At 74.4% G+C, this 12,772-nt stretch carries 12 protein-coding genes; 5 read left to right on the forward strand and 7 right to left on the reverse strand.

Annotated elements, in window-relative coordinates; all coding sequences use genetic code 11:
- Nucleotides 1–69 precede the first annotated feature (69 nt).
- The gene (locus ACI79U_RS15725; protein WP_457068491.1) at nt 70–1,155 is read left to right on the forward strand and encodes an alkene reductase; all 1,086 of its coding nucleotides are present in this window, start codon (nt 70–72) and stop codon (nt 1,153–1,155) included.
- A gap of 78 nt (nt 1,156–1,233) precedes the next feature.
- Here the strand turns inward: ACI79U_RS15725 and ACI79U_RS15730 are convergent, their stop codons facing one another.
- Entirely contained in the window at nt 1,234–1,896 is a 663-nt protein-coding gene (locus ACI79U_RS15730) for a response regulator transcription factor (protein WP_457068489.1), read from the reverse strand.
- Entirely contained in the window at nt 1,893–3,032 is a 1,140-nt protein-coding gene (locus tag ACI79U_RS15735; RefSeq protein ID WP_457068487.1) for a sensor histidine kinase, read from the reverse strand. Before ACI79U_RS15735 ends, ACI79U_RS15730 begins: the two co-directional genes overlap by 4 nt.
- A 179-nt stretch (nt 3,033–3,211) precedes the next feature.
- Here ACI79U_RS15735 and ACI79U_RS15740 point away from each other — a divergent pair, with 179 nt between their 5' ends.
- Nucleotides 3,212–4,114 (forward strand): ABC transporter ATP-binding protein, encoded by a 903-nt coding sequence (locus ACI79U_RS15740; RefSeq protein WP_457068485.1) that lies wholly within the window; start codon nt 3,212–3,214, stop codon nt 4,112–4,114.
- Between the two features lie 11 nt (nt 4,115–4,125).
- Nucleotides 4,126–4,899, forward strand: coding sequence for a hypothetical protein (locus tag ACI79U_RS15745; protein ID WP_457068483.1), 774 nt, complete (start codon nt 4,126–4,128; stop codon nt 4,897–4,899).
- A gap of 75 nt (nt 4,900–4,974) precedes the next feature.
- Here the strand turns inward: ACI79U_RS15745 and ACI79U_RS15750 are convergent, their stop codons facing one another.
- A complete protein-coding gene (locus ACI79U_RS15750; protein WP_457068481.1) occupies nt 4,975–5,649 on the reverse strand; it encodes a DUF2306 domain-containing protein in 675 nt (224 codons plus the stop codon).
- Between the two features lie 95 nt (nt 5,650–5,744).
- Between ACI79U_RS15750 and ACI79U_RS15755 the strand changes: the two genes are divergently transcribed.
- Nucleotides 5,745–6,443, forward strand: a complete 699-nt coding sequence (locus tag ACI79U_RS15755) for a TetR/AcrR family transcriptional regulator (protein ID WP_457068479.1) — start codon at nt 5,745–5,747, stop codon at nt 6,441–6,443.
- 2 nt (nt 6,444–6,445) lie between these two features.
- Here ACI79U_RS15755 and ACI79U_RS15760 read toward each other — a convergent pair whose 3' ends face one another.
- Together ACI79U_RS15760 and ACI79U_RS15765 are read right to left on the reverse strand one after the other, a co-directional pair.
- Nucleotides 6,446–7,027 carry a TetR/AcrR family transcriptional regulator gene (locus ACI79U_RS15760; RefSeq protein ID WP_457068476.1) on the reverse strand — a complete coding sequence of 194 codons (582 nt, stop codon included), beginning with the start codon at nt 7,025–7,027 and terminating at the stop codon, nt 6,446–6,448.
- Between the two features lie 183 nt (nt 7,028–7,210).
- A complete protein-coding gene (locus tag ACI79U_RS15765; RefSeq protein WP_457068474.1) occupies nt 7,211–7,942 on the reverse strand; it encodes a DUF981 family protein in 732 nt (243 codons plus the stop codon).
- 439 nt (nt 7,943–8,381) lie between these two features.
- Between ACI79U_RS15765 and ACI79U_RS15770 the strand changes: the two genes are divergently transcribed.
- On the forward strand, nt 8,382–9,545 hold the full coding sequence (locus tag ACI79U_RS15770; protein WP_457072807.1) for a S1C family serine protease: 1,164 nt from the start codon (nt 8,382–8,384) through the stop codon (nt 9,543–9,545).
- 30 nt (nt 9,546–9,575) lie between these two features.
- Here the strand turns inward: ACI79U_RS15770 and ACI79U_RS15775 are convergent, their stop codons facing one another.
- Complete coding sequence (locus ACI79U_RS15775; protein WP_457068470.1) at nt 9,576–10,232, reverse strand: SRPBCC family protein; 657 nt, start codon at nt 10,230–10,232, stop codon at nt 9,576–9,578.
- Nucleotides 10,229–12,637, reverse strand: coding sequence for an aerobic carbon-monoxide dehydrogenase large subunit (cutA, locus tag ACI79U_RS15780; protein WP_457068468.1), 2,409 nt, complete (start codon nt 12,635–12,637; stop codon nt 10,229–10,231). The genes ACI79U_RS15775 and cutA overlap by 4 nt, the downstream gene beginning before the upstream one ends.
- Nucleotides 12,638–12,772 lie beyond the last annotated feature (135 nt).

The raw sequence follows: 12,772 nt of genomic DNA on the forward strand, positions 1-12,772 counted from the left end.
GGGAGTGAGCCTCGACGCAGTCGGTGCGGTGCCGGAATGGTCGTCATACACAACCACCTTGTGCACGACATGAGCCTGTTCTCCCCTGTGACGCTCGGCGACCTCGAGCTCGCCAACCGCGTCGTGATGGCCCCGCTGACCCGCATGCGCGCCGGTGCCTCCGGCGTCCCGAACGACCTGCTCGTCGAGCACTACGCGCAGCGCGCGAGCCTCGGCCTGATCATCACCGAGGGCACCTACCCCCGGCACGAGTCGCAGGCGTTCGTCGGCCAGCCGGGCATCGTCACCGACGAGCAGGTCGAGGGCTGGCGTCGGGTGGCCGAGGCGGTGCACGCCCGCGGGGGCCGGATCGTCCTGCAGGTGATGCACGGCGGCCGGGTCACCCACCCCGACGTCAACGGCGGCCGGCGGGTCGAGGCGCCCAGCGCGATCGCGATCAACGGCGAGGGTCACACGGAGAAGGGCAAGCAGCCCTACCCGGTGCCGCACGCGCTGACCACCGAGGAGGTCCGCGAGGTGCGGGACTCGTTCGTCACGGCCGCGCGGCGCGCGGTCGTCGAGGCCGGGCTGGACGGCGTGGAGATCCACGGCGCCAACGGCTACCTGCTGCACGAGTTCCTCTCCCCGGCGTCGAACCGGCGGGACGACGAGTACGGCGGCACCCCGGAGAACCGCGCACGGTTCGCCGTCGAGGTCGTCACCGCGGTGGCCGAGGCGGTCGGTGCCGGCCGGGTGGGCCTGCGCATCTCCCCGGAGCACGACATCCAGGACGCCCTGGAGACCGACCGGGACGACGTGCTGGCCACCTACGGCACCCTGGTCGACCAGTTGCGCCCGCTGGGCCTGGCCTACCTCTCGGTGCTGCACCGCGAGCCGGCCGGTGACCTGGTGCAGGCGCTGCGCCGCCGGTTCGGCGGCCCGCTGATCGCCAACAGCGGCTTCGGCACCGTGACCACGCGAGCGGAGGCGGTGGCCCTCATCGAGGCCGCGCACGCCGACGCCGTCGCCGTCGGCCGCGCCGCGATCGCCAACCCCGACCTGGTCGAGCGGTGGGCGGGCGAGCACCCGGAGAACCAGCCGAACGCGGCGCTGTTCTACGCCGCCGGCGCGGAGGGCTACACCGACTACCCGACGCTCCAGCTCAGCCAGAGCTGATCCCCGCCGTTGTGCGCTGGTCGTCGTTCCCCGCGCGAGGAACCGACCACCAGCGCACGACGGCGAGGGGCCGGCGGCTCAGCCCTCGAGCAGGCCGGCCTCGTGGGCCAGGATCGCGGCCTGGGTGCGGTTGGTGAGGTCGAGCTTGGCGAGCAGCCGGGAGACGTAGGTCTTCACCGTCGCCTCGCTGACGAACAGCCGCCCGGCCAGCTCGGCGTTGGAGTCGCCGCTGCCCAGCAGCGCCAGCACCTCCCGCTCCCGGTCGGTGAGCGTGCCGACCCGGCGCAGCGCCTCGGCCCGCCGGGGCGCGGTCCGCCGGTGCACGTAGGAGTCGATGAGCGTCGTGGTGACCGCCGGGGAGAGCGTCGCCGTCCCGTCGGCGACTGCGCGCACCGCGGCGACGATCTCCCGGGGCGGGGTGTCCTTGAGCAGGAAGCCGGCCGCGCCGGCGGCGAGCGCCGCGTACACGTACTCGTCCTGGTGGAACGTGGTGAGGACGGCGACCTGCGGCGGCTGCGGCAGCGCCAGCAGCTGCTCGGTCGCGGCCAGCCCGTCGAGCACCGGCATCCGGACGTCGATCAGCACCACGTCCGGCCGCAGCTCCCGGGCCGCCCGCACCCCCGCGGCGCCGTCCCCGGCCTCCCCGACCACCTCGAACCCGCCCGAGGACTCCAGCACCGTGCGCAGGCCGAACCGCACCAGCTCCTCGTCGTCCACGAGCAGCACCCGGACGTCGGTCATGCCGGCAGCACCGCCTCGACCACGAAGCCGCCGTCCAACCGGGGTTCGGCCGTCAGCCGGCCGCCGAGGGTGCGCACCCGCTCACCCAACCCCACCAGGCCGTACCCGTCACCGGGCACCGGCTCGGCCGGGCGGGTCGGCGGGCCGTTGACCACCCGCAGGTGCAGCTCCTCGGTGCCGCGCTCGACGGTGAGCCGCACCCGGGCGCCGGGGGCGTGCTTGCCGGCGTTGGTCAGCGCCTCCTGCGCGATCCGATAGGCGGCCCGGGCCACCGCGGGGTCGACCCCGGCGTCGGCCGGGCCGGTCAGCGCGACGTCCATGCCGGCCTCGCGCGCCTGGTCGACCAGGCGGGGCAGGTCCTCCAGGCCCGGCTGCGGACCCAGCGGCGCGTCCTCGTCGACGTCCCCGGCACGGAGCACCCCGACCATCTGGCGGAGCTCGGCGAGTGCCCGCCGTCCCGCGGCCTGCACCTGACCGGCCAGCTGCTCGACCCGGTCGGCGTCGCGTGCGGCCAGCTCGATCGCGCCGGCCTGCAGCACCATGAGGCTCACCCGGTGCCCGACGGCGTCGTGCATCTCCCGGGCGATCCGGGTGCGCTCGGAGAGGACCGCGTCGCGCGCGAGCAGCTCCCGCTCGCCTTCCGCCCGCTCGGCGCGCTCGCGCAGCACCCCCAGCAGCTGTTCGCGGGTGCGCTGCCAGATCCCCAGGGCGGCGGGGAGGGCGACGATCGCCCCGGTGGCGGCGGCGACGACCGTCCAGCCCCCGACCGTGACCGGGTCCGCGGCGACGGCGATCGCCACGGCCCCACCCGTCCCCACCCCACCCCGGACCCACCACGAGTCGCTGTAGCGGCCGACGGCGTAGCTGGCCAGCAGCCAGGGCCCGGTGGGGGAGAAGCCGAGCGCGGCCGACACGGCGCACACCGCGAAGGGGACCGCGGGCTGGGTGCGGCGGAAGAGGAACAACCCGAGGGCCATCAGCGCGGTGGCCACGGCGACGGCGCCGAGGCCCAGCGACGGGGGCGCGAGGGTGCCGAAGCCACTGACGATCATCACCACGCCCAGCCCGGCGAGGCCGGCCTCCAGCGCGATGCCGCGGGCGGTGAGTCCCGGCCAGATGCGCTCGCGGACCCCCATGGGTCGGAGCGTAGGTCCTGTCCGGCGCGCTGCGGGTCACCCGCGGGTCGACTGCCGACGTCCTCTTCCGGATGACCGGGTCGCACCGTCCGGTGCGCAAGGCCGCGGCCTCCGGGCGACGCGCTGACCAGTGGGTTCGCCGCAGATTGGGGACACCACACCGAACCCCGGAGGCACCCATGATCTCGGTCAACGGACTGACCAAGCGCTACGGCGCACGCACCGTCGTCGACGACGTCAGCTTCACCCTCGAGCCCGGCACCGTGACCGGCTTCCTCGGCCCGAACGGCGCCGGCAAGACCACCACGATGCGGATGATGACCGGGCTGATCCCGGCGACCGCGGGCACGGCGACGATCGACGGCCGCCCCTACGCCGACCTGCCCAACCCGGGCGCCGTCGTCGGCACCCTGCTCGACGCCTCGGCCGTGCACCCCGGCCGCACCGGCCGGGCGCACCTCGGGCTGCACGCCATCGCCGTCGGCGTCGACTCCCACCGGGTCGACGAGGTGCTGGAGCTCGTCGGCCTCGCCGACGCCGCCCGCAGGCCGGTGGGCGGCTACTCGCTGGGGATGCGGCAGCGGCTCGGCATCGCCGGCGCGCTGCTCACCGTTCCGCCGGTGCTGGTGTTCGACGAGCCCGCCAACGGCCTGGACCCGGACGGCATCCGGTGGTTGCGCGGCCTGCTGCGCAGCTACGCGGCGAACGGCGGCACGGTGCTGCTCTCCTCGCACCTGCTCGGCGAGGTCGAGCACACCGTCGACCGGCTGCTGGTGATCGGTGGCGGGCGGATCGTGGCCGACGGGCCGGTCGGCTCGCTGCTGGGCGCCAGTGGCACCGCAGTGCGGTCGGTCGACCCCCGCGGGCTGGCCGACGCGCTGCGGGCCCGGGAGTTCCACGTGGAACGCCAGGCCGACGGCGTGCTGGTCGTGACCGGCGCCGAGCCCGCCACCATCGGCGCCATCGCCGCCGAGGCCGGGGTCGCGCTGATCGATCTGCATCCCGTGCAGCGCGGCCTCGAGGACCTGTTCTTCCAGCTCACGGACGACTCCGGAGCTGCCCCCACCCCCGCTGAGCACTGAGGAGCCCCGACATGACCACGAGCTCGAACACCATGACCCTCGACACTGCTGCTCCGGTACGGCCCGCCGTCCGTCCGACCCGGGCCTCGCTGCCGACGCTCGTCGGCCTCGAGGTACGCAAGACCCTGACCACCCGCTCCGGCCGAATGCTCGCCCTCGCCGCCGCACTGGCCGGGCCGGCCGGGATGGGTCTGCTGGAGGCCAGCGACGATGCCTTCCCCTCCGTGGCCGGCCCGTTCGCCGTGGTGGGCATCATGACCGGTCTGCTGCTGCTCGCCATGGGGGTGCTGAGCACCGCCGGTGAGTGGACGCACCGGACCGCGCAGACCACCTACCTGCTCGTGCCGCAGCGCGGCCGGGTGCTCGCGGCGAAGACCGGCGCGACGGCGCTGCTCGGCGTGGCCCTGACCGCCGTCTCGATGGGGGCGTCGTGGCTGATCCTGGCCGTGCTGGCCGACCCGAGCGTGTCCTGGGACGGCGCCGCCCGGGCCGCGCTGACCGCGGTGGGCGCCGGGGCGGCGTTCGCGCTGATCGGGGTGGGGGTCGGCGCCGCGACCGCGAACACCCCGGCCGCGCTGACCGGCCTCTACCTGACCGTGCTCGGCCTGGTGCAGATCATCCGGGCCTGGGACACGCAGGTCGCCGACGCGGTCGACCCGCAGCAGGCGGTGCTCCGGTTCGCCCGCGGCGACGCCGAGGTGGCCTCGCTGCTGACGCTGGGCGGCTGGGTGGTCGCCGCGCTGGTCGCGGGCTGGGTGTTCAGCAGGCGGCGCCCGGTGCAGTGACGGCAGTCCACCGGCGACGGCCGGGAACCGGTTCGCCGGCTCCCGGCCGTCGCCGCGTCCCCGCCGCGCTGCGGCTCAGGCCCGCGCGGCGGCGGGCGCGCGGGGCGCGCGGGACGGCGCGGCCGCCCGGCGTCGCAGTGCCCACTCGACCGCGGCCAGGTTGACCACCCAGCCGGCCAGCATCGCCACAACCCGGCCGGTGCCGCCGGGCTCGGCGCCCTGCAGCACCCAGGGCAGGTGGGTCAGCACCTGGGTGCCTGCGCCCAGGCCGATCGCGTAGCCCCGGGCCATCCAGGCGCGGTGGGCCAGGACGTCCCGCCGCGCGATGGCGAGGACCCCGAGCACGATGCAGCCGGCCATCGCGACACCGAAGAACAGCCGGATCGGGGTCAGCAGCACGTCGTCAGCCGGTGGTCGTGCGTAGACCAGCGTCATCCACAGGCCGGACAGCGCCGCCACGAGCCCGGCGGGAACCAGGACACGACCCGCGGCTCGGTGCCACCCGGGCCGGCGGCGGCGGATGTGGGGGACGAACTGGAACGCCCCCAGCAGGGAGTACACGGTCGCGCTGACGATGTGCACCACGACGGGCGCAGGCGAGGCGATGAACCGGGCGTTGGCCGCGGTCACCGCCGGGTCGCCGGCCAGTTCGGTGACCCGCACCGCGCCGGCGAGCACCGGGACGAGGCTGAGCAGGACGAGCCCTCCGGCGAGCCACCACTGGCGCTGGCCGTCACTCCTGGACCCCACGGCGCTCTCCCCATCTCGAGAGGTGTACGGCGTACACCCGATGGCCGGGACGGTAGGTGTACGCCGTACACCTGTCAACGGGGTAGGTTGCCCGGGTGGCTCCTCCGGTGCGGCGCCCGCCGCTGAGCACCGACCGCGTGCTGCGCGCCGCGGTCGACCTCGCCGACGCGGTGGGCGTCGACGCGGTGAGCATGCGGCGGTTGGCCCAGGAGCTCGGCGTCGTCCCGATGGCGCTCTACAAGCACGTGGCGGGCAAGGACCAGTTGCTCGACGGCATGGTCGACGTCGTCGTCGGGGAGTTCGAACCGGTCGACCCGGCGCTGGACTGGCGGGCCGCCGTGCGGGCGCGGGTGCTCTCCGCGCGGCGGGCGGTGCTGCGGCACCCGTGGGCCCGGCAGGCGATCGAGTCGCGCACCCATCGGACGCCGGCCGTGCTCGGCCACATGGACGCCCTCGCCGGCACGTTCCGCCGCGGCGGGTTCTCCGCCGACCTGACCCACCACGTGATGCACGCGCTGGGGAACCGGATCTGGGGCTTCAGTCCGGAGCTCTTCGACGAGCCGCCGGCGCCGGACGCCGCACCGCCATCGGCCGAGGAGCAGCAGGCGATGGCGGCGGAGTTCGCCGAGAGTTACCCGCACATCCTGGAGATCGCCGTCGCGGCGACCGGTGGCGACCTGTCCGGCGTCGGCGGGGGGTGCGACGAGCAGTTCGAGTTCGAGTTCGCCCTCGACCTGCTGCTCGACGGCTTCGACCGGCTCCGCGCGCAGGGCTGGAGCTCCGTGCGCCGCTGACCTCAGGCGGGGCGGGACCCCTCGTCGTCCGGCGCCGGCCGGTGCCAGCCCTGCGCGACCGAGGCGCGGGCGCGCTGGGCGTCATCGCCGCAGGCGGCGAACAGCGCGCCGAGCAGGAGTGGCCCGTGGTCGAGGGTCGCCCGCGGCAGCGGGCCGGTGGCGACCAGGGAGACCAGCCCGTGGCCGAGGGCCCAGCTCTGGATCGCCAGGTCCAGCGGGACGACGTCGGCCCGGAAGCGCCCCGCGTCCCGGCCCCGGCGGGCGGCCTGGACCAGGTGTTCGAGGGTGGCGTCGGCGGCGGGCAGGTCCTCCAGGTCGACGCTCGCGTCGAACATCACGCGGTACAGGTCCGGGTGGGTGAGGGCGTGGTCGAGGTAGGCCGCGGCCAGGGCGGTCAGGTCGCACACCGGGTCGTCGGACGTCGGTACGGCGGTGAGCCGGGTGCCCAGCCGGGTGAAGCCCTCCTGGCGCAGGGCCTGCCACAGGCCGTCCATCCCGTCGAAGTGCGTGTAGACGGCCATCGTCGAGACGCCGGTGCCGGCGACCAGCGAGCGCAGCGTGATCGGCTCGCGCGCCCGGAGCATGGCGGCAGCCCGCTCGATGAGCAGGGCGGCGAACGCGGTGCACGCGGTCGACCTGGCCACCGGCGAGGTGCTGGCCACCGGCGAGCTCGACGTCACCCCGAACGAGATCGCCGTCGTCACCGGCTGATCTCGCTCACCGCCCGATCGGCCGGGCCGGCCTCGCGCCGGCCCGGCCGGCAGCCCTCACATGGTGTTGACGATGAGCCCGATGTGGGTGAAGAAGTTCAACGCACCGAAGAGGAAGAAGATCGCTCCGGACACCGCCCAGCAGATCCCGGCGATCCAGGCGACGACGTTGAGCCGACGTGCCCGCAGGACCAGCGGCAGCAGCACCGCCCCGATGCCGACCAGGACGAACAGCATCGAGATGAACGTCGCCTCGAGCATCGGCTGATCGGCGAAGTTGCCGGAGATGGGCTCCTCGGGAGGCGCGACGAAGAGCGTGTACCGCCAGCCGGCGGCAGCGATCCCGAAGCAGCCCAGGCCCATGCCGACGGCGAAGAGGGAGAAGGGCAGGAACGTCCTCGCCAGGGAAGCGAGCGGATCCACCTCCGCGGTCAGGCTGGCGCTCCGCTTCCACAGGTAGAAGGACGTCGCCAGGAGCATCACGCCGAACGCGAGCGACGTCTCACCGAAGACGATGTTGTCGAAGGGGAAGTCGGGTGCCAACGGCCAGGTGAGGGTCATGTGCAGGCCGGTCGGCGTGAGGATCAGGCCGAGCACCCCGAAGGCCAGGGCCCAGCCCTCGAACGCCACCGCGCGACGCTTCACGAGCAGGTAGCCGAGAGCGACCAGCAGGAGGAGCCCGGCGCCACCGGCCACGGACATCACGGTGTTGTAGGTGGGCAGGTTCTCCCAGTCGATCGTCAGCCCCTGGTCCTCAGCTGCGAGCACGTTCACCATGTCAGAATCCACCAGCCCACTCCGTCATCAACGACCACTTGTGTCAAGCCCCGAAGGCTGGTTCGCCACGGGTGTGGCGGACGGGCGGAGCCGACCTGCGGCGGGCGGCTGTCGGCGGCGACCGGCCCGCCGTGCCCGCCACCGACGCCAGGACGAGGTGGTGTTGGTCGGCGCCGTCGGCGGCCTGTACTTGCTCGACGTCACCCCGAACGAGATCGCCGTCGTCACCGGCTGACCTCGTCCACCGCCCGACGGGCCGGGCCGGCCTCGCGCCGGCTCGGCCCGGCCTGCTGATCGGACCGCGGCTGCTGACTCGCTGTCCGTCATGCCGCGCCGGAGGGGGTTCCGGGCGCATTGACCTGCCGTGCCCGGTGGCACGACCCTTCCGGCACGCCGGCGGCGAGGGGGAGCCATGCGGTGGGTGCGGGCAGGGTTGTGCGGCCGGATCGCGATGGTCGTGGCGGCGTGCGCCGCACCGTCCGGAGACGGTCCGCCCGCAGCCGCCGTCACCACCACGGTGGTCCTGGCGCCGCCCGCGGCGGCGACCGCGAGCCCGACCACGGAGCCCGCGCTCCCGACCACCGAGCCCACACTCCAGTCGGCGTACGACACGGTCCGGTCGGGGGTCGTGCGCCTGGAGGTCGCGGGATGCGGTGCGGCAGCGATCGGTTCCGGCTTCACGCTGTCGGACGACCTCGTGGCGACCGCAGCCCACGTCGTCGAGGGTGGTCAGGTCATCCGGGTGATCCAGGGGACGACCGCGACCGCCGGGCAGGTCATCGGCATCGACCGCGGTGCCGACGTGGCGCTGGTCCGTACGGCGGTGCCCCTCTCGGGCCACGTGTTCCGGCTGGCGCCCGGCAGCCCGGAGGTCGGCGACGCGATCGCGGCCCTCGGCTTCCCCGAGGGGCAGCCGCTGTCCTTCAACACGGGGACGGTGAACGGGCTGGAGCGCAAGGCGGTGATCGAGGGGATCCCCCGTCACGATCTGGTGGAGATCGACGCGGCCACCACGCACGGCAACAGCGGGGGCCCCGTGATCCGAGCGGACGGCCAGGTCGTCGGCATCGTCGACGCCGGCCCGGACGGGGAGCCGGGACGGCGGCTGGCCGTGTCCATCGCAACGGCGCGGCCGCTCATCGACGCCTGGTCGGCCGCGCCGGAGCCGGGCGTGCTGCCATCGTGCACTGCGGAGCTCGACGCGGACGGGGCTCCGCTCTCTCCGGCCCATGCGCCGACCAGCGACGAGATGCAGGCCATCACGACCCTGGACGTCTACTTCCGGGCCATCAACCTCGGTGACTTCCCCACTGCCGCCGCTCAGCTCGTGGACACCCCTGACGTCGCGGCCTTCCGCGCGGGCGTCGCCAGCTCGCAGGACGTCGGGATCCGGTACTGGTCGGTGGTCGCCGAGGGGGATGCCCTCGTCGTCTGGGTGACCTTCACCAGCCATCAGGACCAGGGTCGGGGGCCGGCCGAGCGGCCGGACGAGACCTGCACGGACTGGTCGCTGGACTACGTCATGACGGCGGACAACGGTCTGTGGCTCATAGCCGACACCCGGCCCCACGACGGCTCGGGCAGCGCGCCGTGCGCCGCCGGCCCGGCGGACTGACCGGGGCCGCAGCGCGTCCCGGCCGTCCGCTCAGCCGCGGCGGCCGAGGAGGTAGCCGACCCAGACGCCGAGCAGGGTGAGCAGGCCGCCGCCGGCGGCGCCGACCAGCAGGGGCTTCGCCTCGGCCGGCACCCAGCCGCCGACAGCAGCCGGGGCCTTGGCGTAGGTGACCGGTGCAGCCGGCGTGGCGGCGTCCGACGTTCCCGCGGGAACGTCCGCGGCGAGCGGCGTCACCTCGGCCACCACGTTCGGCTCGGTCAGCTCCTTGTCGATGGCGGCGAAGAACTGCCCGGCCATCCGCTTCGCGACGCCGGTGATCATCCGCTGCCCCACCCCGGCCACGGCTCCGCCGACGACGGCGTCCGCCGAGTAGGTCAGCTCGGTGCCGTCACCGGAGGGCACCAGCTTGATCTGCACCGTCGCCCGCACCGAGCCCGGTCCGCCCGACCCCGACGCGTGCATCACGTAGGAGGACGGGAACGTGAGGTCCGACAGCCGCACCTCACCGGCGTACTTGCCGCGTACGGCCCCGACCCCGGCCGAGACGACCATCGTGTAGCTGTCCTCGCCGACCTGCTGCAGCGACTCGCACCCGGGGATGGTCCGCGCCAGCACCGTCGGGTCGGTGATCACCGCCCACACCTGCTCGGGCGTCGCCGAGAGCACCGCACTGCCGTCCAGGTTCACGCCATAGCTCCACTCGGGTTGTTGATCACTCGCTCGGTGTCCGAGCGCACCAGGTCGTACAGCTCCGACGGCGAGATCGGCATCGCCGCGATCCGCCGTCCCACCGCATCCTCGATCGCCGAGGCGATCGCCGCGGACCCGGGGATCACGCCCGCCTCGCCGGCGCCCTTGATGCCCAGCGCGTTCAGCGGCGACGGCGTCTCCTGGTGGTCGATCACCACCGGCGGCACCTCGCTCGCGTACGGCATCAGGAAGTCCATGAACGAGGCGTTGGTCAGCTGCCCGTCGCGGTCGTAGGCCATCCGCTCGTACAGCGCCCCGCCCACGCCCTGCGCCACCCCGCCGTGCACCTGGCCCTCGACGATCATCGGGTTCACCACGTTGCCGCAGTCGTGCACCACCGAGTACCTGAGGACCTCGATCTCCCACGTCAGCGGGTCGATCTCCACCTCCGCGGCGTGCGCCCCCGAGGCGAACGTCGAGCGCAGCGGCGAGTAGTAGTCGGTGTGCTCCAGCCCCGGCGCGTCGCCCTCGGCCACCGGCGGCTTGGAGTCGTCGCCCGGCCCGGCGAACTGGGTGGCCTGCCGCGCCGCCTCGTCGAAGGCGTACCGCAGCGGGTTGGACAGCACCGCCACCGTGCGCAACGGGATGGTGGCCCCCGGCGTCCCCTTGACCCCGATCAGGCCCTCGTCGATCTCCAGGTCGGCGGGGTCGACCTCCAGCACCTCGGCGGCGATCCGCAGCGCCTTCTCCCGCACCCCGCGCGCCGCCTGGGCCACCGCGTTGCCGCTCACCACCGCGGCCCGCGAGGCGAACGTGCCCACCGCGTAGCCGAACCGCCGGGTGTCCCCGGTGGTCACCTCGACGTCCTCCAGCGGCACCCCGAGCTCCGCGGCCGCGAGCTGGGCGAACACCGTCTCGTGCCCCTGGCCCTGCGAGGTCAGCCCGGTCGAGACCAGCACCTTGCCGCTGCCCAGCACCTGCACGTGCGCGCCCTCGTACGGCCCGGGCCCGGTGCCCTCCACGTAGGGCGCCAGCCCGATCCCGCGCAGCTTCCCGCGCGCCTCGGACTCCGCCCGCCGCTCGGCGAACCCGTCCCAGTCGGCCAGCGCCCGCAGCTTGTCCATCATCCCGGGGTAGTCGCCGGAGTCGTAGATCAGCGGCCGGCCGTCCTGGAACGTCAGGCCCCAGTCGTAGGGGAACTGGTCGACCTGGATCAGGTTCCGCATCCGCACCTCGAGCCGGTCCAGCCCGCGCTCCTGCGCGATCCGGTCCATCGCCCGTTCCATCGCGAACGTGCCCTGCGGCCGGCCGGCTCCGCGGTACGGCGTCACGATGACGGTGTTGGTGTAGACGCTGTTGACCCGGGCCCGGTAGACCGGGACGTCGTACGGGCCGCACAGCTGGGTGGCCGTGTTGATCGGCACGATGATCCCGTAGGGCGTGTACGCGCCGTTGTCGTGCCAGACCAGGACGTCGAGCGCGGTGATCCGCCCGTCGTCGTCGTAGCCGATCGTCACCTCCTGGCGCTGCTGCCGCTCGTGCGCGCTGGAGATGAAGTGCTCGCGGCGGTCCTCGGCCCACTTCACCGGGTGGCCGAGCAGCCGCGCCGCCATCGGCACCAGCAGCTCCTCCGGCCACGGGTGCACGATCTTCACGCCGAACCCGCCGCCGACGTCCGGGGCGACGACCTCGACCTTCTCCATCGACAGCTCGAGCTTCGCCGCGATCGCCGCCCGCACCGACGTCGACGCCTGGGTGCTCGAGTACACCCGCAGCGAGGAGTCGGCGTCGTCCCAGCGTGCGTGCACCCCCTTGCCCTCCATCGGCATCGAGGCGCTGCGCTCGAAGTACTGGGTGAAGGACAGGGTGTGCTTGCTGGCGGCCAGGGCCGCCTCGACGTCGCCGGTCTCCTGGTGGTGCCGCGCGGCGACGTTGTCCGGGACGTCGGGGTGCACGGCGGCGTCGGCCCGCTCGGCCGCGTCGACGCCGACGACGACCGGGAGCTCCTCCCAGGTGATCGCGATCCGGTCCGCGGCGTCCTCGGCGACGTACCGGTCGGTGGCCACCACCATCACAACCGGCTCGCCCACGTGCCGGGCGACGTCGCGCACCAGCGGGTAGCCGGTGCGCGGAGCGGTGAGCTGCGGGTGCGGGATGAGCACCGGCAGCGGCTCGGCCATCGGGCCGGCGAGGTCCTCGTAGGTGTAGATGGCCAGCAGGCCCTCGACGTCCACGGCGCCGCTGACGTCGATGTCCACCACCCGCGCGTGCGCGTGGGGGCTGCGGACGAACGCCGCGGCGTAGGCGTCGGGACCGATGTCGTCGAGGTAGCGGCCCTGGCCGACGATCAGCCGGGCGTCCTCGCGCCGGCGCACCGGCTCGCCGAAGAACTTGGTGGTCACCGGTCCGCCTCCGGGCCGGGGGGGGGGGGGGGGGGGGGGGGGGGGGGGGGGGGGGGGGGGGGGGGGGGGGGGGGGGGGGGGGGGGGGGGGGGGGGGGGGGGGGGGGGGGGGGGGGTGGGGGGGGTGGGGGTGGGG

The sequence above is a fragment of the Modestobacter sp. SYSU DS0904 genome, from assembly GCF_054051115.1.